This window comes from Acinetobacter sp. S-1 (assembly GCF_059579785.1).
Genome location: NZ_CM184207.1, coordinates 561,029 through 580,847, shown reverse-complemented (window position 1 = coordinate 580,847; position 19,819 = coordinate 561,029). Strand labels below are relative to the sequence as shown.

The window sequence follows — 19,819 nt, the reverse complement described above, 5'->3', positions numbered from 1 at the left end:
TTATGAAGTAAACAAAAGATCTCATTATGCCTGATTCTAAAAAATACGAACGGATACTTGACCGCTTCGGACATTACGCCGTAGAAGCCTTCCATTATTTAGCCTTGTTTATTATTGGGTGTATGGTGGCATGGTCGGCAGCCAATACCGTTTTTGAAATTCTGACTGTCAAAAAGTACGCTTCAATTGATGATATTTTATTATTATTTATCTACTTGGAATTAGGAGCAATGGTTGGAATTTACTTTAAAACCAATCATATGCCTGTGCGCTTTCTTATTTATGTTGCAATTACAGCCTTAACCCGACTACTCATTTCAGATATTCAACATGATCATAAAGCGGATATCGATCAAGTCATTATTACGGGCTCAATTTTGATTTTAGCCTTATCTATTTTAGTTGTACGATTTGCTTCATGGCACTACCCATCAGTAATGAAAGAGAAACACGCAAAAACCTCAAATAATTTGAAAACCCCTCAACCGCAAGATGACGAGTTAGCATAGAAAAAGGCCTCAAAATAGAGGCCTTTGTTATTTTACTTTTAACGAACTCGATAAATGTTATGTCTTGAGTCTACTAATAAGTATTGATTAGGGGTTTTAACCCAATGGTATCCACGTGGTGGCGCATATAAACGGTGCGCTCTCCAGTCCGAAACATAATAGCGGCTATGGCGATATTGAGTAGGAATACGTTCACCACGTTTAAAAGCAACATAGTTACCATAATGCTTACCACGATCAGCATTTGACCAAACTGGCGCTCGATGATCATTACGATAATCATGACGGCGGTCATCACGATGCTCATATCGATCATAGTTTTTACCATGTTTATTGTCCCAACGATGACCTGAATCAGCCATCGCGGTAGCTGATATACCTAACATCAATGTTGAAAGTACAAGAATGATTGGCTTTTTCATGGCCTATTTCCTTTTAATCTTGATATGGAGCTAGATTAGAAGACAGTCGAGGAGAAACCATGAATAAAACAGCTTTGATTGCTAAACTTTGTAATGACTATAAAGAAAATATGAAGAATCTGTATCTGTGCTACCATTAGCATTTTTCAAACTAGGTCAATTGCTGTGTCTGAAATCAGTTTTGAGCGTCTTCATCAATTCTTTTGCAAAGTTCCAAGTGTACAAGAAGCCCGTATCATGGCTCATGGAGCAGATGGCGAACATGCTTGGTGGTTTAAGTTCAGTATTGACGTAGAGCATGCACTTGCATGGCAAACAGTTCAAGAACTAGGTCATGTTTTAAATTACCTATCGACGAATGAACGCCTACCCACATTATTCTTTCCTGTTTCACCACCACCTTATATGAATGGTGAAGCCAAAGATTTTTTATCATGGATTATTCAGTGTAATCATCCGGAGTTTTCTCCAGATGTGGTCTGTGACTGGCTTGAAGCACGTTTGCCGAATCCTGTTGACGACGAGTCGCAGTGGAAAATTAAGACAGATTTGAGTGAAATAGAAAAACTTGATGATAAAGCGTTGGATCAATTGATTCCGCCAGTACCTTAAATCGGACTTATAGCACAGCCTTTGCTTACAGTGATGTTCTTATGTCTTTTGTATAGGCTAATGCCTCACTTTTGAGAGGTCAAAAGTGACAAAAACCTTTGTTTCACTGATGTTGCTTCCCTGCAACACAGTGAAACGGCGACATCCATGTCGCCAATCATCTTGCTATTTTTTTGGAAAACTCCAAAGATAGTGATTAAAAAGTCGACAACCCTGACCATTCCATAAAACGATAAATCCAATACTTCACTTTAGACTCATCTGCATATTTCGCGTAATCCACGCTCATCTGTCTATCTTTTAGGTTTGACCACGAGGTATTGAAGTAATCTTGTGCATCTTTAAAAACTTGATCTTGAACTTTGCCAATGACCAACATATCCGTTTCAAGGTTGTAATTTTTTAAATTACGGGCCGTAAAATTGGCAGATCCTACAATCAACTCAGCGTGTTGAGCGTTATATTTTAAGATCATTTTGCTATGGTTCTGTTCGCCATGGGTATCACACCAACGGATTGGAATACCAGCAGCATGTAGCTCTGAAGCCACCTGACGGTTTGGAATACCATTCTTTTGTCTACCAAATGCATCTTTATTTGGATCGAGTAAAACACGAACAATAACACCTCGTTCTTGAGCATTTTTTAGTGCTTGAATAATCTTGCGTTCAGATAGATAGAACATACTTAAATCAAGATGCTCTTTCGGCTTCGCTGAGTTAATCAATTTCAATACAGATTCATAAATTGCGCCCTCAGTTAAAACTTGCACTTGAGGTTTAGTTACGTCTTTCTCAAAGTCACCTAAAATGAGCGATGGGGAGCTACTGCCTGACATTTGTGCAACTGCAGCTTCAGTTTGAAGAACATCAGCAGCTGTCGCCCCTGTTACAACCAATGCGACATTAGAATGTCTAGAGCTGCCATCGTGTGGATTTGCTGAGGTCACCAATGACTTCCAACCAGCATCGGTATCAACAACAACTGTTTTACGGTGATTGGCCTTAAAATTAAATAAGTTTAAATAGCTGCGCAGTGTAATTTTTTCATCACCGAATGGATTTGGTAACCAGCCCTTTTCAGGGTTATTGCCAATATTTTGACAGCAGATGTACCAGAAGCCTGACCAGAATGGGTTAGAAGCACGCAAAGGGGTTAAATTTGTTTCAATCACATCAACACCTGCCTGACGTAACTGGCGGTAGTGTTCAGGGCTTAGACCACCGTATACCGAGTTAATCGGGTCGGTAATCATAACGATCTGAATTTGACGATTTTGTCTTTTCTTACTTACTAATGCATCGGTTAGCTCTTGCATTAATGGTCTTTGCTTCAGCTTTGAATCACCCACTTCTGAATTAAACAAGAACATATCCACCACAATCGTGGTTTTTGCCTCATCAATCATTTTCAAGATTTCATCAAAGATGTGCTGGTCAACCTGCTGTTGCCCTTTTGCATCAAGATAAGTTTTGTCTGCTAAAAATTTAACATCGGCATGTCTAAGCTTGCCACTAAAGTTAATCCCTTGTGGTAATGGTTTTACTGTGTGGTAAATCGCCGATGCAACATATGCAATAGCAACAACGCAAAGTAATACCGCCATATAACGACGCCCTGACCAATTTAACTTGTGATGAATTCGTTGAAAAATACGCATAAAAAAGACCTAACTTGATGGTTTCAAATTAGGTCTTTTGACTTGATTTTTCAAGTTTAGTTTCGTGTTAAAGCCTTAGAAAGTAAAATCAACACCCACAGTAAAATTACGTCCAACTTGTGGAATATTTGATAAGAATGAAGCATGTTGATAAACCGTGTCATCTAACAAGTTATTTGCTTTCATATAAACACGATAATCTGTTTTTGCACCATATTGTCCAGAATATGCCACGCCAAGATTGAGCATGTTATAGCCTTCAGTTTCGGTCTCGTAAGCTGCGATCTTATCTTGGTTAAAGACATGATAGTACTCAGCAGAACCACTAAAACCATCGCCAAAGTCTGCATCAACTTTAGTACCTAAACGTCCCGCTGGAATACGTGGAGCGTTACCCTCGGCATCAATTTTACCGCGTACATAGTCACCAAAAGCACTGATCTTGTATATTGGGGTAATTTGATAACCAATTTCACCCTCTGCACCATAGAAACGAGCTTTATCTTGAGTGTATTGAACTAAACGGAAGTCTTTATAACGGTCAAGGGTTTGCGCATAGATGTAGTCATCAAACCAGTTATGGTAAACATGAAGATGATAATCAAGTTTGTCATTATCAAAATGCAAACCTAACTCAACATTATTCGATTTTTCCTTACTGAGTTGATCATTTCCTAACTCATAAGTATTCGTCGCAAAATGTCCACCATTTGCATATAACTCTTGAGCTAAAGGTAAACGTTCCTGATGTGAAGCGACAAAAGAAAGTTTATAGTTTGGTGCAAACTCCCAATTTGCAGCACCTGCGTAAGAAAATGCCGAGCCATCAAAATCCTGTTTAGAATTATCGTCTACATCAATTTCTTGCTGATCTGCGCGGGCAGAAAGCTCAAAATGTACGTCTTTCCATTGTTTATGTTCTAAAGCAAATACGCTCCACTTTTTGGTAGTGGTCGGGGCCATAAATGCTTCTTCACCAGTTAAATCTAATTTCTGTTGACCTAACTGTGCGCCAATTACCCCTTCCCAACTTGCAATCGGGTTATGTACTAACTCAATGCGTCCATCATAGCCTTTGTTTTGGAATCGGGTTGCAATTGCGCCCTCTTCAATTTCATCATGCTGATAGTCAGTATAGCTTGCTTGCGCACGTAACTTTTGGAAGCCTGCAAATGGATCATTTAACTCAGTTTTAAAATCATAACGCTCAGATTTTAAGTCAATCCATGGGCCGCCATGTTCGTGCTCATGTTCTTCATGTTCATGATCGTGAGCTTCTTCACCCTCTTCATGTTCATGGTCTCCACAATGCAGATGTGGTCTTCCACCTAGATGAGCGCTACAACTTTCATATTCATGGCTATGCCCCGGTAAGCCATATTGATCCCGACGGTTGCTATAAGAAATACCCGTATAACCACGGTCATAAATCCAAGATAGACCAACATTAACCGAGTCACCCTGCGCAAAAGTATTGTCTACACGGCGCTCTTTTTCACCTTCATGAATATAATTGGGAGCAATATAATTATTCGCATCACGAGTTAACCCCTCAACACGTAAAGCAACTTGGCTGCCCAAGCCAACAGTTACGCCAGCGCTCGCCAGTTTTTCATCACTTCCAGTGTTGTAACGTAAGCCAACTTGTCCTTCATAACCATTTTCAGGCATTTGCGTAGGGATCTTGTTATCAATGACGTTAACTAAACCACCGACGGTCCCCGCACCAAACAGTAAAGTTGAAGGGCCGCGAATTACTTCGACTTGTTTTGCAAGCACAGGATCTACAGTGACAGCATGGTCAGGAGACAAGGTCGATACATCAATATTTTCTGATGAATTTTGAAGTACTTTAACGCGTGGTCCATCTTGTCCACGAATCACTGGACGACTCGAACCAGCCCCAAACTGATTCGCGTAAATTCCGACTTCACTACTGAGTGCATCCCCAATGGTAGCAGCGCCTTGCGACAGATGCTTTTGATCAACAACAGTATCTGCCACAGCAAAATCTTGTGAAGTTTGCTCAAGTGGATGAGCCTTAATTCGAATGGTTTCTAGCTTTTCAACATTTTCACTTTCTGCTGCAAACGAAGGTACGGATATGACAGCTAAAATGGATAAGGTCAAAATATTTTTATAGAACAACATGAGGTGATTCTCTGATCGCTATGCCTTTTGTTTTGTTATATTATAACATTTCAGTCTTTTTGCAATAAAAAACATTTCCAATCGGCTGATTCGTTAGACTGGGCAATTAAATGATGTGAGTAATCTCTGTTTTATAATGCCTTTTACAATCTCTCATGCCGTTATAGCACCCCCTCTTTCAAAGCTTAGCCGAAACACTTTACCAGTTGCAGCTCTAGCAATTGGAAGTATGACACCCGATCTTTACCGCTTATTTACAATGCAGTCAGGGATGTTGACACATCAATGGAAAGGACTTTTCTACCCAAATCTTGCATTAGGATTATTATTCTGTGCTATTTGGTATTTACTTTACCGGCCTGTAATTTATCGTTTTTTGGGCATTCAACATGATCTTGACCTCCACTCTTTAAAACGTATTTTTTTATTTTTGATTGGAACATTACTCGCGCTTATTTTAGGGATTGCCACTCATTTAATTTGGGATGGCCTAACACATTCTGACTTTCGGACTTTTATATTTAAAGATGTATTAGCGACCACAGTTCATCTTTTGGGACACCCTTATCCCTTACATCGTCTTTTACAGCTAGGCTCCTCTGCTCTTGCGCTACCTTTTATTGCTTGGATGTGTGTTCATTATTATCAGCGCTATAAACAACACTGGAAAGTAAACTATAAAATTAAAATTTTCGCATGGTGTCTGTTAATTCTATCTACAGTGTTAGGTTTATTCTCTTTTTGGGATTATGCCCGCTACATTCCTCATGAAGTTTGGCATGTCGATACCTATTATTTCACTGGTCGTTCTATTAATGAATTTATGCAAGGCTGGCTAAGTAGCTTTAGCTTAGGATGCTTACTATTCTTGGTTTTAGATCGGCAAAAAAGAATGGGGTGAATACTTAAAGTTGCTGCCAAATTGCTCATTTTCAGCTTAATTTCTGCGGTTTTTTGATCTAGTTCTTGTGGCAAACCATCCAACAAGGCATAATCGAAAACTTACTTTTTTGACGGTGCGCGGTTTACGCATCCGTCCTTTCAGCCAATATAGTTTGGATAATCTTCATCATGATGCGAACTCATTACTGTGGCTCTTTAACTGAAGCCCAAATCGACCAGACCGTTACACTATGCGGTTGGGTACATCGTCGCCGTGACCATGGCGGTGTTATTTTCCTTGATATGCGTGACCGTGATGGTCTCGTTCAAGTGGTTATTGACCCAGATACTCCAGAAGCATTTGCAACAGCAGATAAAGCACGTTCTGAATATGTATTAAAAATTACAGGTCGTGTTCGTCGCCGTTATGAAGGTACTGAAAACCAAAATATGGTGAGTGGTCAAATCGAAGTTTTAGGCAAAGAAATCGAAGTTCTTGCTGCTTCTGAAACTCCGCCATTCCCGTTAAATGATGACACAATTAACGTGTCAGAAGAACACCGTTTAAAATATCGTTTCTTGGACATCCGTCGTCCAGAAATGTTAGATCGCTTACGTTTCCGTTCTAAAGTAACTAACTTGATCCGTAATTATTTAGACGATCACGGTTTCTTAGACGTTGAAACTCCGATTTTAACTCGTGCAACTCCTGAAGGCGCGCGTGACTATTTAGTACCAAGTCGTGTACAAAATGGTAGCTTCTACGCACTTCCACAATCACCGCAATTGTTTAAACAATTATTGATGGTGGGTGGTATTGATCGTTACTACCAAATCGCGAAATGTTTCCGTGATGAAGACTTACGTGCTGACCGTCAGCCAGAATTCACTCAAATCGACATTGAAACATCGTTCTTAAACGACGATGAAATCATGGATTTGATGGAAGGCATGACTGTTAAATTATTTAACGACTTGCTTGGCGTAAAGTTTGAAAAATTCCGCCGTATGCCATATAGCGAAGCAATGCGTGACTATGCATCTGACAAACCAGATTTGCGTATTCCGTTGAAACTCGTTGATGTTGCAGACTTAATGCAAGAAGTAGAGTTCAAAGTATTCGCTGGCCCTGCAAAAGATCCTAAAGGTCGTATTGTTGCTTTACGTGTTCCAGGTGCAGCATCATTGCCACGTAGTGCAATTGATGAATACACCAAATTCGTTGGCATCTATGGTGCTAAAGGTTTAGCGTACATTAAAGTTAATGAACTCGCTAAAGGAATTGAAGGTCTTCAATCTCCAATCGTGAAATTCATTGAACCGATTGTACTTGAACTGTTGGAACGTGTTGGCGCACAAGATGGCGATATCGTATTCTTCGGTGCTGATAAAGCTAAAGTTGTAAATGACGCAATGGGTGCGCTTCGTGTCAAGATTGGTCACGACTTGAACCTTTCAACTTGTGAGTGGGCTCCACTTTGGGTTGTTGACTTCCCAATGTTTGAAGAAACTGACGATGGTAAATGGACTTCTGTTCACCACCCATTCACGCTACCTAAATCTAGCGTAGAAGACGTGAAGAGCAATCCAGGTGAAGCACTTTCTGTTGCTTATGACATGGTATTGAATGGTACTGAAGTGGGCGGTGGTTCACTTCGTATTTACACATTAGAAATGCAAAAAGCGATTTTTGAAGCGCTTGGTATTTCTGATGAAGAAGCAGAAGAGAAATTTAGCTTCTTGCTTAACGCACTTCGTTATGGCGCTCCTCCTCATGGTGGTTTGGCATTTGGTCTTGACCGTTTAGTTATGCTTATGACTGGCGCGACTTCAATTCGTGACGTTATTGCGTTCCCGAAAACTAAGACTGCTGAATGTCCACTTACTCAAGCACCTGCTCCTGTTGAAGCAAACCAGCTTCGTGACTTGGGCATCCGCTTACGTGAAAAGCCAAAAGCTGAAGAATCTAAATAATTTTTTAAATTTTCAAATTAAAAAACCCTGCTTATGCAGGGTTTTTTATTAAACAATATCAAACAAACATTCAATTTTCATAAGCTATGCTTTGAGAAAAAGCAGGTCAGTGGCATAATAAAGAGCTTTTAATTAAGAGGTCAGCTATATGGCTATGCGCCCTGATGTACGTCGACATGCTTTAGTCGTGATTGTATTCTCCCTCGCACAATGGTTTTTCATGCGCTATATTCTTGCAAATGAATTATTTAATATGACTACAAATCAACGTATTTTATTTTTCTGTGTAAGTAGCTTGGTTGGTGCATTGCTTATATTTGTTGCGCTGATTTATATGGTTTTAAAAGGAAATGCAAATAAAGAGTAATCACTCTACATCAAGAAACCAACTAAATATTGTTCAAGCATTCGTTAGAAGTACTTTATGCATTCCAAATTTTATTTTGAATATCCTGTAGATTGGCTGAAGGATAATAAGGCTCATCAGATTTCTTTTATACAAAACATTATTAAAGGGTGTTTAGAATTAGAGACCGAACTAGTATGTATTCCAACACTATTTCCATCCTATGGAGTAAAACGACTCTCCCCCAAAAACCTACTAATATCATTTCACTCCTTTGAGAATCCTAATAATGTACTGAGTTATAAAGAGGCCCCTATAAATGGTCTTTTTAGTTTAGATAGAACTGGCTATGCTGGATGGAGTGATATATCTTTAAACTTTGATTATTACAAACAAAAAATTGAAAAAATAACAACAATAGATATAGAGCAAACTTTAAGTTATTTTCAGAATCAATTAATTGAAGGAGACTCTAAACATCCTCAATTAAATGAAAACAAGAAATTGCCAAATGATTATATCTTATTTCCACTACAAGTAAGAACAGACAGTGTTGCTGCTCATGCTAATCTAGATATGGTCGAGGTTCTCAAGAAAGCCTCATATTTTTCAAAGAAATATAAAAAAAATCTTGTCGTAAAAGTTCATCCTTATTGCAATTCAGAAGTTGTTAAAGCTATACAATTTATTGAAACTGAAGAAAATCCATATTTATATACTAGTAATGCACACATCATCAAACTAATCAAAAATGCTGATAAAATCTTATCCTGCAACTCAGGTGCCTCTTTAGAAGCCCTAATTTTAGGTAAAGATGTATCATGTTTTGGAAAAAGTGAATGGTATGAAATCACGAATAAAATTGAAAATTATACAGATTTAGAGGAAGTTTTTACCTCATCTCCAAAATTAGAACTTACATCTTTTCAAAAAAAATATTTAACCTATCTATTAAAATATTATTGGGTTAGGTCTGATGATATTAGCACTATCAAGAAAATTTTAGCTAAACACGTACTCTCCCTTGCCACTCAAAATGATTCGTCCAGTGATATTTACAGTGAATTAACTGCCAACTTATTGGATAAACAAATTGAGTTAACTAATTCTCGAAAAAAAATTGAGCTGGTTGAAAAAGATTTCATATTCATGCAAGAGATTTTAAACTATTTTAGAAGGAGACCATGGAAGATCTTAAAATATTATTTAAAAAATAGAATAATAAAACTTAAGAAAAGGAAATGATAATTTCCTTTTCTTAAAACACATATCTTTTATTCACCAACTTTGCGATATTTTTACGAATTCCTGTTCCATATTTACTCTTAATAATTTCACATTTACCAACTCGCTCAGATTCAATTGAACTTAATTGTGAGTTAGCCTCACCACTTTCAATAACAGGATGATCGACAATAAAGGACATAAAAATATGTGAAGTAGAGTCATAATCGAATAGATAACTCCAATCATCAGCTTTACGTATGGGTTGATGATAACTCACCAATGTTTGAGCCATTACCCTATCCACGATATAGGATACTGTATAATTAACTCTATGATAAAAATCAGGAACAACTTCTAAAATTGCTTTATCAAAAATTGTATATTTCTTAATTTTACCTCGAACTTTTAGACTTTCTTTCATTTGAATTCCTCCCAAGCTAAATAATACATTGGAAGGTAATTTTAATTTTATTAACTCAGACTTTAAATCTTGATAAGTAAGATTTTCAGGAAGAATCGCATCATCCTCAAGAATCAAAGCATATTCATCTTCTGTAGTTAAAAATAGCTCTAAAGCTTTCAAGTGTGACAAAGTACAACCTAACTCGCCAGGTGTAAGAGGCTTTACTCTTCCTTTTACAGCTTTTTCAAAATATTCTTTTGCTGAAAGCTCTCCCCCTTTGATTCCTAGCTTTGTTATAGGTAAATTTCCTTGTTCAAAAAAATTTTGGCCCAGGAAATTACTTAAACGAGTTGATTTTTCATCTTCGATAGTTACAACATAAATCTTCATTAAGCTCTTCCCCTTTTAAACAGCTAGTATCATATCTAATATAAAATAGAGTTAATATATCTTTTTCATTTTCCTGTATTATCATGATTCGTTCAATCCAAAAAAAATGGTACAAGTACAAACAAGCAAGAAAAGCGAAAACTTTTGACTCCCATTGGTATATGCGTTTTGGCTGGTTAGAGCAACCTTTTACTACACTTGAGCAATTAGATTCACTCTTTGAGATCCATTCCCCTAGAAAGTTTACATTTGCAGATAGCTTTTATGCTTATGAAAATGGGCGTCATTTCATTTTTTTTGAAGAAGTCGATGACCAGCATCCACTAGGCTTCCTTTCGGTTTTAGAGGTCTTTAAAGACGGCACTTACACACCACCTGAAACCATTTTAAAACTTGATTACCACCTCTCATATCCTTGCGTATTTAAAATAGATAACACTTGGTATATGGTCCCAGAAACTTCTGCCAACAAGACCATCGAACTTTGGAAATGTACTGAGTTTCCGCTGAAATGGGAAAAGCATTCTAACCTTATTGAAAATATTGAAGCAGTCGACAGCACACCTTTTTACCATGAAGGCTTATGGTACCTTTTTACCTCAACACGTCGTGATTGTAAAAAATTTGGTGACCGTTTAGATCTATTCTTTACCGAAGATATTTTAAATCCAAACTGGCAAGAACACCCAATGAACCCAGTTTGTAAAGGAAAAATTCAATATAGGATGGCTGGAAAACCTTTTTTCTATCGGAATAAACTGGTTCGTCCAAGTCAAGACTCTTTAAAGCGTTATGGTGGACATATTGAGCTTAAAGAAATCATAAAATTAAGTCCGAAAGAATATGAGGAAAGACTGTACGAAACAATATATCCTGAATGGAACAAAAAAGATGATGGATGTCACACTATTGATGTACATTCCAATTTCGTTGTTGTGGATGCAATCCGTTTGACCCAAAAAGATAATTAGCGTTGTTGTCGCAACGCTAATTTATAAATATCTAGTGTTTTATTAACCATTGCATTTAAAGATAATTCAGCTTCTGCTTTATCAAACGCAGGCTTAAACTCATAATGAATATGCTCAAAATTTTCACTAGCAATTTCAATTAACTTTTTAAGTTCCAATGCAGTGTTATCTTTTGCAATATATTTTTCTGGAATAAATTCTCTTACCATCCCCACATCAGTGGCAATTACAGGTTTATGTCCCAATAATGCTTCCGCAACAATTAATGGACCTCCTTCTCTCAAGGAAGATACCACCACTAAATCACTTGCTGCTAAATACGGATAAATATCTTGCTGATAACCCACTAATTTAATTTTATCCTGCAAATGCAGATCTTGAATTAACTGACTTAAACGTTCATGCTCGGGTCCCTCACCTAATATTTCTAGGTGAATCTCCAAACCTTGCCATGCTTCTATAAGTCGATCGAAGCCTTTTACTGGATCTAATCGGCCAATTGCGATAGCTTTTTTTAGAGTTGTTCTAGGTATATCAGCACTCAATCTTTTTTCCTGAGCAACACCATTATAAACAACATGAACTGATCGATATTCACTAACTTTATCTGCAACAGCCAGACTTACAGTAATTACCTCATTAAAATGACGATAACTACGCATGTTATTTTTCATACCATGAATGGTTGCCACACTTGGTACTTTTAAAAAAGGCAGAAGAAAACTCAACATTTTTGATGCTTTTCCACCTTGAGCATGAATAATATCAGGAGCAATTTTTTTAATTTCTTTAAAAAGTGAATAAAGAAGACTGATATTTATTCTTCCTTTAGAAAAATCAAAATAATGACAATGAAGATGTTCTAATTGAGGTATTGCATTTCGATAGTTTAAGTCTAAAAGTAAATGGACTTCTTGCTTTTGTGATAATTCTGCGCAGAGTTGAAAAGTATGCTTTTCTAATCCACCGACTTTTCCACCATCTGTTGCCATAATCTGAACAATTTTCATAGCTTGCCTACTTATTTTTATCTTTATTCATGGTTTGTTCAAAAAGCTTGGCTTCTTTTAGAAATGCATAAAATGCGTTAATCATACTATTTACGAAACCACGCCAACCATTTAAGAAGCTACGGCGAATAAAATAAGACTTCATAAAAGTCACAGGCATCACTAAAACCAATTTAGCAACGCTTGGAGACTTTCCTTTTTGGTATTTCTCTAATGCTTTTAAGTTGGAATATTGGTTATTTTTTTCGACCTTAACGAAAATACTCGATTCACCATAATGATAAATATCGTGTTGGGCACGCTGACATTCACCATCTACGATCACATTTTCATGGACTTTATTGGCAAGGTCATAATGCCCTTTGGACTTACGGAAAAAACGCACCTTTGCATGTTTTTTAGTATGTTTGCTGTTTGGAACACCTAAAAACACATCATTAATCGGTGTGATTAAAGCATCAAGTTTGTTTTGCTGAATGGTCTCAACAATTTCTTGTTTTAACTCGCTAGATAAAACTTCATCACCATCTAGGTTGAGCACCCAATCATTTCGGCATTTTTCTAAAGCTAAACTTTTTTGCCCAGCGTAACCTTGCCAGTCTTGATGAGAAATTTGCGTATTTTCAAAATGCTGAGCAATTTCATAGGTATTATCGGTACTGCCCGAGTCTAAAATAATAACTTCATCAAACTCACTGACACTTTGCAAAGTTCGCTCTAACCAAGCACCACAGTTTAAAGTGACAATATAGACACTACATGGAATTTTATTCATAACTTATAACGTCCTTTAGCAAGGGCGATACGCATCTGTAACGCATTCATGGCGCCATGCGTGCTGACACGTGGAATATTAAATTGATTAACAGCTTCATAGGCTTCGATTTTTTTACGAGTCGACACTGCGTTTTTAAAGCCAATTTCTTGGGCCATTTTCTGGTGTTTTTCGTTAAATCGACCAAATGGATAGGCAAAGCTCGGACATTTTCCAACTAATGCTTCAACATCACGCTTAGACTGAAGCATCTCATCGTAAGCCGTTTGATCGTCAAGCTTAAGTAAGTTCACATGATGTTGTGTATGCGCACCAAATTCAATCAAACCAGAGTTGGCCATTTCATGGATTTGATCATGAGTGAGCTTTTCGATGCCTTCAATTTGAGTTGCCAAATAAATGGTTGCTTTCGCATTATATTTTTTGAGTAATGGATAGGCATAAAGATAATTATCCATAAATCCATCATCAAAACTTAAGGCAACCACATTCTTTTGATTACGGTATTGCTCAAGCTCAGAAACAAAGCAAAAGATAGCTCCTTTACGAGTTAACAGTTGTAAGAGTTGTTCAAACTTTTCAGGAGGCATGTTCATGCCAGAGGCTGCATCTTTAGGAGTAACCTGATGCAACATCACAATGCGTGGTAGTTTATTCGAACGAAACGGAAGCCAGAATGTATAATTACCCAGCACATATAACAGTGCAGTAAGTACTAATAGGCCCACCGCAACGTACAAGAACCACATCATGCATAAACCTCATGTGACCATTCATAATCTTCTGAAAGTGGCTGCTTAAATGTCACTTCAACCATAAATTGGGTGATGCGCTTAGCATTGAAAGATTTACGTGTTTTCTCCCAGCCCTCTTTCGCTATTTTTTCAGCATGCTCTGGATTTTGATCAAAGAATTGGATCTTCTTGGCCAAGTCAAACTGATCATCAAAGTAAACTACTTCCTGCTCAGTATAGAGCTTCTCAAAGCCCGGAATTCTTGGGCTAAAAGTGAGTAAACCATTACCAGTCAGCTGTACAATACGGTCAGAACTATACAAGGTTACATCATTACGGCGTGAGTAATTAAGTCCCATTTTTGTTTCAGACAGAACTTTATAATACGCTTTACCATAAACACCCGGTTGTTCAAAACAACCATAATATTGATAGTTCACATGACCTTGTTGCAAAGCATCTGCCAAATCCTTTAAGAACTTCTCACGCTCAGGTTCTTTATAGACTACACCACAAAAAATAAAGGTCTTGTCTGTGTTAGAGTTTGAAAATTGCTGTAGTGTTTCTACATTACGATGCCCCACATTTGGCAAGTAGGCCACACTTAAATGAGGCTGTTTTAACTTTTGTAGATATTCACCACCTGTTGTACAGAAAATAGCATCTAAATATGGCGAGAATGCTTTGACAAAGTCGAGTTTGTTTTCAAGATAAAGCGGGTCAACATACCAAAATGCAATTTTAGTATTTGGATAAGATTCTTTAATTTGTCTTAGAACATCTGGACTCATTAAGTCACTATGCCCAATCAGTACCAAGTCCGGCTCAATATTATTAACGACTTTTAGGACTTCTTTATTAGCCCAATTAGCACCCAGTTTTTTTGTTTTAAAAATGGTACCCATTCGAGCCATGTCACGAAAACTAAAATCATAAACGAAATGGCCATTTTCAATTAATCCGGCAGAAATTTTACGGTCTGTGCAGTAAAAATGGGCGCCTTGTTTATTAAAGCCAAAATTTGCAATATGCAATATTTTCATTTATTTACTCAAAATAAAAAATTTAATTTTTTGCTAAAAGATATGTTGCCACACGGTCCGCTTCTTTAAAAGCATAAGGTTGTGGTAACTGTACAACAGAGGTCTGCTGTGAAATTAATTTTGATTCTAACATTTGATCAACTGAGTGCGTAATCCGGTCGTCTTTCAAGCGCTCCATTGCCATCACCCCGACTCGACAACCCGCAGTAAGAGCCTCAAAAATCATAGATACACTGTCTTCTGTTACCCACACAGCTTCTGCTTTTTGCATTTCTTCGAAAATCCAGCCTTGAGGTGTTTGCTCAACCGGAAATATGTGTAAATGCTGGGCAAAACTTTGTTGTTTTAAAATATCGACAAACTCTGTTGGGGTTCGACGTGAAGTAGTCAGAATAATTTCAGCTTCTGGATTATTCTCAACAATTTTTTGAACACTGGTTAATACTTTATTTTGGTTCCATTGATGTCGTTTAGATGAACCACCTAAAGCGATTAAAACTCTCGCGGTTTGATGGCGATTTTCATTACGGATGGGGTTTAATGCACCACGCGTGACAATTACATGGCTATCAGCATGAATACCGTCATGTTCTGGAATAACAGCATAATCAAAGCAACCAATAGGTAAACTTGGCTTCATTAAAATAATAGTTTTGGCCTTTTTGAAAATTTTACCGAGTAACCAAACACGAAAATGTGTGTGACTTCCCACGCCAAATACAAAGTCAGGCACTTGTTTAAATAAGGATTTTTTTGAATAGAAAAGTGCTTGAATCAGAGAAATAATAGGTAACTCAGAAATTAGGACCTCTTCAAAAGTTGTTTCTGGCTGTTGTCTTTGCATTGCCTGAAACAAGCCTAATGCTTGTGAGCGGTGCCCTGCCTTACCATCAGACACATAGACAATATGCATAGAAGCTCCCTAAGCCAAAAAATAAAAAGGCGAAACTTATGTTCGCCTTTTTATGTTAACGGATTAACTTATTTTACGTAAGTTAACCAGTGTTCATATTTCGGATTTCTACCTTGAACCGCATCAAAGTAAGTTTTTTGGATTTCAGTGGTAATTGGGCCACGAGTACCCGAACCGATTGGACGATCATCATATTCACGAATTGGTGTTACTTCAGCAGCAGTACCTGTGAAGAATGCTTCGTCTGCAATATAGAATTCGTCACGTGTAATACGGCGCTCAACAACTTGGTAACCAAGATCTCTAGCGATTGTCATCACAGTTTGACGTGTAATACCATCAAGCGCACCACCAGCGATATCTGGAGTGTGTAAAACGCCATCTTTAATCAAGAATACGTTTTCACCTGAACCTTGGCATACATAACCTTGTGGGTCCATTAACATTGCTTCATCATAACCTGAGTGTGCAACTTCTTGGTGAGCAAGAATTGACAACGTGTAGTTACCAGATGCTTTTGCTTTACACATAGTCACGTTTGGATGATGGTGAGTAAATGATGAAGTTTTTACGCGAATACCTTTCGCCATCGCTTCATCACCAAGGTATGCACCCCACGCCCACGCAGCAACAGCAGCATGAATTGTGTTATTTGTTGCTGCAATACCTAGTTTCTCTGAACCGATCCAGATCAAAGGGCGTAAATAGCAAGAAGCTAATTTATTTTCACGAACAACATCGATTTGTGCTTGTTCAAGCGTTGCTTGATCATAAGGCACTTTCATTTGATAAATTTTTGCTGAATTTAACAAACGTTTTGTGTGGTCTTGAAGACGGAAAATGGCAGTACCTTTAGGTGTTTCATAAGCACGAACACCCTCAAATACGCCCATACTGTAGTGTAATGTATGGGTTAAAACGTGAATCTTTGCATCACGCCAATCAATTAATTTTCCATCTTGCCAAATAAAACCATCACGATCAGCCAAATTCATGGAACACTCCAAATTGTTATAAAATCATTCACTATCCAACTCAACCGAGGCGGTTGGGTCTATTAATCTTTGCCATAAATTGCAAACGACCGCACGGGTACTACGCCAGTCCGCTGCGCTGACTTGCATGGATTGATTTGCAAGGGCTAAGCGGTGGCTTTCGGCACGTTCACTAAGATAGGCTCGAATTAATGCTGTGGCATCTTCACTGGATAAGCAGTCTGCTTTAGCAGCATCTTCTAATATTCTTACATTATCAGAATAATGGGCGAGATCGGGTTTCGTCCCGCTCCATGCAAGTACAGCATACTGTGCCATAAATTCGATATCGACGATACCACCTGCGTCCTGTTTTAAATGAAAAATACCATGTTTTTTTTGTTCAGAAGACGAACCTAGGTGGTCTTTCATTTTCTGACGCATTTTCAACACTTCCTCACGAACATAAGCCTCATCTCTAGATTGAGTCAATATCTCGCGTCGAAATATTTCAAATTTCTGGCAAAGCACCTCATCACCTGCAATAGAGCGCGCACGTACTAATGCCTGATGTTCCCAAAGCCATGCACTTTTCAACTGATAGTGTTCATAGGCTTTCAGGCTTGTTACCAATAAACCTGCTTCACCTGAAGGTCTTAAGCGTGTATCAATTTCATAGACACGACCATCTAGCGTTTGCGTAGTCATCAAAGACATAAACTTTTGAGCAACACGCATAGCAAATTCAAAGCCACTAATTGACTTGGTTCCATCCGTATCGGATTGTTCATCTAGATAGTGAATAAAGACAAGGTCTAAGTCAGAACCATAGCCCAGCTCAATACCACCCACTTTGCCATAACCAATGACAGCAAAAGCTTTGTAGTCGAGTGAGCAGCGTTTCCCATCAACATCTTTTGGGTAACCATGGCGCTTCGCCACAGTTTGATAAGCTAAATGTAGGGTTGCATTAACACTCACTTCAGCAATATCAGTTAATGCATCGGAAACCTTCATAAGAGGGCTTTCAGCTAAGACATCACTTGCAGCAACAGTTAACACATTGCTCTTTTTAAACAGGCGAAGTGCTCGCATTTGGTCTTCGACCTGATCAATTTCAATGCGAAGCAATTGCTGACGCAATGAGTCTTCCAAGTCCTTACGCTTTGGCAACTCGAAATCCATCGATAAGAACTCATCAAGCAGTACTGGATATTGCGTTAGCTCTTCACAAATCCACGGGCTCACCGTCGCCATTTTCACTAAGCGTTGCAATGCTCCCTTACTTTCAATCAACATCACCAAATACACTGTTCGACGCATGACTGATTCAATCAGCGGCATTAAACGCAACAATGCAGTTTGAGGTTGTTCAGACTGTAAGATCGCTTCGATTAAATGAGGCCAAAATGTTTTTAAACGCTGCACAGCATTTGAAGGAAGTTTTTTAAGTGCATGACCATGCCAAAACTCATGAATCAGATTTTTCGCATTGTCATCCAACACTTCATCTAACTGCTGCTCTAACTGTCCGAAATTTTCAGTTGCTGCATTAGAGCTGGTATCTTCAATGAGCTGCTTAAATTGAACTTTTACCTTTTGACGTTTTTCATTAAGAACATCGAGAAACTCATTCCAGCTAGCGAAATCTAAGGTATCAATAATGCGTTGTCTTAAGTCCAATTCTTCTGGTAATAATTGGGTTTGCTGATCGTTGAGAGCTTGAATTGCATGTTCAACACGGCGTAAGAATAGGTAAGCATCTTCAAGTTCTAATACAGCTTGTTTTTCTAATAAGCCAGCTTCACCAATGTGCTCAAGGCTAACTAAACACTGGCGGTCTTGTAACTCACGTTTAGACCCGCCATAAATAAGCTGAAAGACCTGAACAATAAACTCAATTTCACGAATACCACCCGCTCCGAGTTTAATATCATCCTCAATATGGCGACGCAAAACTTCGCGCTCAATCATCGCTTTCATATCACGCATTGCAGCAAAAGCGGTGTAATCGACATAGCGGCGGAACACAAAAGGACGTGTCATTTCTAACAAATCCTGTCCTTCTTTACCTCCCGTGACAACACGCGCTTTAATCCAGGCATAACGTTCCCATTCACGGCCATGTTGACTTAAATATTTTTCTAAAGCTGCATGACTAATCGCTAATGCCGAGCCATCCCCCCAAGGACGTAAGCGCATGTCGACTCGAAACACAAAACCATCTGCGGTAATGTGTTCAAGCAAATAAATGAGTTTTTGTCCCCACAAAATACAGAACTGCTGTACATCAATACATTTGCGGCCATTGGTTTCACCTTGCTCATCAAAGGCAAAAATTAAGTCGATATCACTCGACAAGTTAAGCTCTTGAGCACCAAGCTTACCCATGGCAACAACAATCAAATCTTGAACTTTGCCAGAGTAGCTCACAGGTTCACCGTGTTTCGCCACAAGTGCTACACGCGCAAAATCCTTTGCTGCACAAATACTGGCATCGGCAAAATCAGAAAGTTCGCGAGTGAGTGTGACAACATCGGTAAGCTGATTGGCATCCTGCCAGATCCAGCGGAACATTAAACGGCTACGTAAAATGCGCATTCCGCGCATCCAAAGCGTTTCATCACCAATTCCATCTAGCGTGGTCTGTACAAATTGGTAAATCTGTTCGGTCGAGAGCGGTGCAGTAAATTGATCTATTTGATAATCTTGTTCTAAAACAGCTTGATGCAAACCTAAAACTTGTTCTGCGTACTGACTGGCACGCAATGTTTTTTGTAACTGCTCCGCATTCATATAAAAAGCTCTTTTCCTCGTACTCTG

18 protein-coding genes are annotated in these 19,819 nt (G+C 38.3%); 7 read left to right on the top strand and 11 right to left on the bottom strand.

Annotated elements, in window-relative coordinates:
- Positions 1 to 26: 26 nt before the first annotated feature.
- Positions 27 to 509, top strand: coding sequence for a phosphate-starvation-inducible protein PsiE (locus AC52J8_RS02890; RefSeq protein WP_086265224.1), 483 nt, complete (start codon positions 27 to 29; stop codon positions 507 to 509).
- A 38-nt stretch (positions 510 to 547) separates the two neighbouring features.
- Here AC52J8_RS02890 and AC52J8_RS02885 read toward each other — a convergent pair whose 3' ends face one another.
- Complete coding sequence (locus AC52J8_RS02885; RefSeq protein WP_130625697.1) at positions 548 to 931, bottom strand: RcnB family protein; 384 nt, start codon at positions 929 to 931, stop codon at positions 548 to 550.
- A gap of 165 nt (positions 932 to 1,096) precedes the next feature.
- Here AC52J8_RS02885 and AC52J8_RS02880 point away from each other — a divergent pair, with 165 nt between their 5' ends.
- Complete coding sequence (locus tag AC52J8_RS02880; RefSeq protein ID WP_130625696.1) at positions 1,097 to 1,543, top strand: hypothetical protein; 447 nt, start codon at positions 1,097 to 1,099, stop codon at positions 1,541 to 1,543.
- Positions 1,544 to 1,739: 196 nt separating this feature from the next.
- On the opposite strand, the gene AC52J8_RS02875 is transcribed toward AC52J8_RS02880, so the two are convergent.
- Entirely contained in the window at positions 1,740 to 3,203 is a 1,464-nt protein-coding gene (locus tag AC52J8_RS02875; protein WP_208753403.1) for a phospholipase D family protein, read from the bottom strand.
- Positions 3,204 to 3,278: 75 nt separating this feature from the next.
- Positions 3,279 to 5,354, bottom strand: coding sequence for a zinc piracy TonB-dependent receptor ZnuD (gene znuD / locus AC52J8_RS02870; protein ID WP_208753404.1), 2,076 nt, complete (start codon positions 5,352 to 5,354; stop codon positions 3,279 to 3,281).
- Positions 5,355 to 5,490: 136 nt separating this feature from the next.
- Here znuD and AC52J8_RS02865 point away from each other — a divergent pair, with 136 nt between their 5' ends.
- The 4 genes from AC52J8_RS02865 to AC52J8_RS02850 all read left to right on the top strand — a co-directional run bounded on the left by AC52J8_RS02865 (position 5,491) and on the right by AC52J8_RS02850 (position 9,801).
- Positions 5,491 to 6,255 (top strand): DUF4184 family protein, encoded by a 765-nt coding sequence (locus tag AC52J8_RS02865; RefSeq protein ID WP_069124071.1) that lies wholly within the window; start codon positions 5,491 to 5,493, stop codon positions 6,253 to 6,255.
- Between the two features lie 170 nt (positions 6,256 to 6,425).
- Entirely contained in the window at positions 6,426 to 8,210 is a 1,785-nt protein-coding gene (aspS, locus tag AC52J8_RS02860) for an aspartate--tRNA ligase (RefSeq protein WP_005064200.1), read from the top strand.
- Positions 8,211 to 8,358: 148 nt separating this feature from the next.
- Positions 8,359 to 8,577 (top strand): hypothetical protein, encoded by a 219-nt coding sequence (locus AC52J8_RS02855; protein WP_044100230.1) that lies wholly within the window; start codon positions 8,359 to 8,361, stop codon positions 8,575 to 8,577.
- Positions 8,578 to 8,634: 57 nt separating this feature from the next.
- Entirely contained in the window at positions 8,635 to 9,801 is a 1,167-nt protein-coding gene (locus AC52J8_RS02850) for a capsular polysaccharide export protein, LipB/KpsS family (protein WP_086399634.1), read from the top strand.
- Positions 9,802 to 9,814: 13 nt separating this feature from the next.
- Here AC52J8_RS02850 and AC52J8_RS02845 read toward each other — a convergent pair whose 3' ends face one another.
- Positions 9,815 to 10,576, bottom strand: coding sequence for a glycosyltransferase family 25 protein (locus AC52J8_RS02845; RefSeq protein WP_044100674.1), 762 nt, complete (start codon positions 10,574 to 10,576; stop codon positions 9,815 to 9,817).
- A gap of 80 nt (positions 10,577 to 10,656) precedes the next feature.
- On the opposite strand from AC52J8_RS02845, the gene AC52J8_RS02840 reads away from it, so the two are divergent.
- Complete coding sequence (locus AC52J8_RS02840) at positions 10,657 to 11,547, top strand: glucosamine inositolphosphorylceramide transferase family protein (RefSeq protein WP_080749883.1); 891 nt, start codon at positions 10,657 to 10,659, stop codon at positions 11,545 to 11,547.
- Here the strand turns inward: AC52J8_RS02840 and AC52J8_RS02835 are convergent.
- From AC52J8_RS02835 to glnE, 7 genes are all read right to left on the bottom strand, one after another.
- A complete protein-coding gene (locus AC52J8_RS02835) occupies positions 11,544 to 12,557 on the bottom strand; it encodes a glycosyltransferase (RefSeq protein ID WP_086399633.1) in 1,014 nt (337 codons plus the stop codon). The genes AC52J8_RS02840 and AC52J8_RS02835 overlap by 4 nt on opposite strands.
- A gap of 7 nt (positions 12,558 to 12,564) precedes the next feature.
- Complete coding sequence (locus tag AC52J8_RS02830; protein ID WP_086399632.1) at positions 12,565 to 13,332, bottom strand: glycosyltransferase family 2 protein; 768 nt, start codon at positions 13,330 to 13,332, stop codon at positions 12,565 to 12,567.
- Positions 13,329 to 14,084 carry a polysaccharide deacetylase family protein gene (locus AC52J8_RS02825; protein WP_197738966.1) on the bottom strand — a complete coding sequence of 252 codons (756 nt, stop codon included), beginning with the start codon at positions 14,082 to 14,084 and terminating at the stop codon, positions 13,329 to 13,331. Before AC52J8_RS02825 ends, AC52J8_RS02830 begins: the two co-directional genes overlap by 4 nt.
- Positions 14,081 to 15,109, bottom strand: a complete 1,029-nt coding sequence (locus AC52J8_RS02820; protein ID WP_086399631.1) for a glycosyltransferase family protein — start codon at positions 15,107 to 15,109, stop codon at positions 14,081 to 14,083. Before AC52J8_RS02820 ends, AC52J8_RS02825 begins: the two co-directional genes overlap by 4 nt.
- A gap of 22 nt (positions 15,110 to 15,131) precedes the next feature.
- Positions 15,132 to 16,022, bottom strand: a complete 891-nt coding sequence (locus AC52J8_RS02815) for a mitochondrial fission ELM1 family protein (protein WP_086399630.1) — start codon at positions 16,020 to 16,022, stop codon at positions 15,132 to 15,134.
- A gap of 68 nt (positions 16,023 to 16,090) precedes the next feature.
- Positions 16,091 to 17,017 (bottom strand): branched-chain amino acid transaminase, encoded by a 927-nt coding sequence (locus AC52J8_RS02810; RefSeq protein ID WP_004705670.1) that lies wholly within the window; start codon positions 17,015 to 17,017, stop codon positions 16,091 to 16,093.
- A gap of 24 nt (positions 17,018 to 17,041) precedes the next feature.
- Positions 17,042 to 19,792: a bifunctional [glutamate--ammonia ligase]-adenylyl-L-tyrosine phosphorylase/[glutamate--ammonia-ligase] adenylyltransferase gene (gene glnE / locus AC52J8_RS02805; protein WP_075383760.1), complete on the bottom strand. Its 2,751-nt coding sequence runs from the start codon at positions 19,790 to 19,792 to the stop codon at positions 17,042 to 17,044.
- Positions 19,793 to 19,819: the final 27 nt, after the last annotated feature.

Bases quoted from the DNA above. Each gene is read 5' to 3' on its own strand.
- AC52J8_RS02890 (WP_086265224.1), top strand. From the start codon at position 27: ATGCCTGATTCTAAAAAATACGAACGGATACTTGACCGCTTCGGACAT.
- AC52J8_RS02885 (WP_130625697.1), bottom strand. From the start codon at position 931: ATGAAAAAGCCAATCATTCTTGTACTTTCAACATTGATGTTAGGTATA.
- AC52J8_RS02875 (WP_208753403.1), bottom strand. From the start codon at position 3,203: ATGCGTATTTTTCAACGAATTCATCACAAGTTAAATTGGTCAGGGCGT.
- znuD (WP_208753404.1), bottom strand. From the start codon at position 5,354: ATGTTGTTCTATAAAAATATTTTGACCTTATCCATTTTAGCTGTCATA.
- AC52J8_RS02865 (WP_069124071.1), top strand. From the start codon at position 5,491: ATGCCTTTTACAATCTCTCATGCCGTTATAGCACCCCCTCTTTCAAAG.
- aspS (WP_005064200.1), top strand. From the start codon at position 6,426: ATGATGCGAACTCATTACTGTGGCTCTTTAACTGAAGCCCAAATCGAC.
- AC52J8_RS02855 (WP_044100230.1), top strand. From the start codon at position 8,359: ATGGCTATGCGCCCTGATGTACGTCGACATGCTTTAGTCGTGATTGTA.
- AC52J8_RS02850 (WP_086399634.1), top strand. From the start codon at position 8,635: ATGCATTCCAAATTTTATTTTGAATATCCTGTAGATTGGCTGAAGGAT.
- AC52J8_RS02845 (WP_044100674.1), bottom strand. From the start codon at position 10,576: ATGAAGATTTATGTTGTAACTATCGAAGATGAAAAATCAACTCGTTTA.
- AC52J8_RS02835 (WP_086399633.1), bottom strand. From the start codon at position 12,557: ATGAAAATTGTTCAGATTATGGCAACAGATGGTGGAAAAGTCGGTGGA.
- AC52J8_RS02830 (WP_086399632.1), bottom strand. From the start codon at position 13,332: ATGAATAAAATTCCATGTAGTGTCTATATTGTCACTTTAAACTGTGGT.
- AC52J8_RS02825 (WP_197738966.1), bottom strand. From the start codon at position 14,084: ATGATGTGGTTCTTGTACGTTGCGGTGGGCCTATTAGTACTTACTGCA.
- AC52J8_RS02820 (WP_086399631.1), bottom strand. From the start codon at position 15,109: ATGAAAATATTGCATATTGCAAATTTTGGCTTTAATAAACAAGGCGCC.
- AC52J8_RS02815 (WP_086399630.1), bottom strand. From the start codon at position 16,022: ATGCATATTGTCTATGTGTCTGATGGTAAGGCAGGGCACCGCTCACAA.
- AC52J8_RS02810 (WP_004705670.1), bottom strand. From the start codon at position 17,017: ATGAATTTGGCTGATCGTGATGGTTTTATTTGGCAAGATGGAAAATTA.
- glnE (WP_075383760.1), bottom strand. From the start codon at position 19,792: ATGAATGCGGAGCAGTTACAAAAAACATTGCGTGCCAGTCAGTACGCA.